1 protein-coding gene is annotated in these 559 nt (G+C 54.9%); it reads left to right on the plus strand.

What is annotated here, in order from left to right; translation table 11 throughout:
• Nucleotides 1–240 precede the first annotated feature (240 nt).
• A partial coding sequence (locus ACFPLB_RS13200) for an IS5 family transposase (RefSeq protein ID WP_378230354.1) occupies nucleotides 241–559 on the plus strand: 319 nt, incomplete at its 3' end.

Genomic DNA, 559 nt, shown 5'->3' on the forward strand with positions numbered 1-559 from the left:
CCTGACCACCAAGATCCATGCCCTTGTCGACGCTCGGGGACGTCCGATCCGCCTGAAGCTCACCGCCGGACCAAAAAGTGGAATCGGTTTTTGGATGATTCCGATGCTCATTCAAAGAGTTAGAGCGTCCTTTGTGCGTCCGACAGGACGCACGGCGCTCTAGGGTCGAAACCCAATCAGAGTATTGCGTAAATTTTTGAAATCAGATTCTGTGCATGTACAGACATGATGGAGAGGCTGATGAGTGGACTTTTCTGGTTGAGCGATGAGGCCTGGGCAGTGATTGAACCACACTTACCGACGAACCAACCCGGAGCCCGTCGCACTGATGACCGTCGGGTTATCAGTGGTATCATTCATGTGCTGCGTTCGGGATGTCGGTGGCAGGATTGCCCCTCCTGCTATGGCCCCCCAACAACAATCTATAACCGTTTCCACCGTTGGTCAGCGCGGGGCATATGGCGGCGCTTGTTTGATGCTCTGGTGCAAGCGAGTGATCGCGATCTCCACATGATCGACAGCACCACAGCCAAGGCCCATCGATCAGCAGCAGGCGCAA

Source organism: Aquamicrobium segne, from assembly GCF_042656785.1.
Lineage (GTDB): Bacteria > Pseudomonadota > Alphaproteobacteria > Rhizobiales > Rhizobiaceae > Mesorhizobium > Mesorhizobium segne.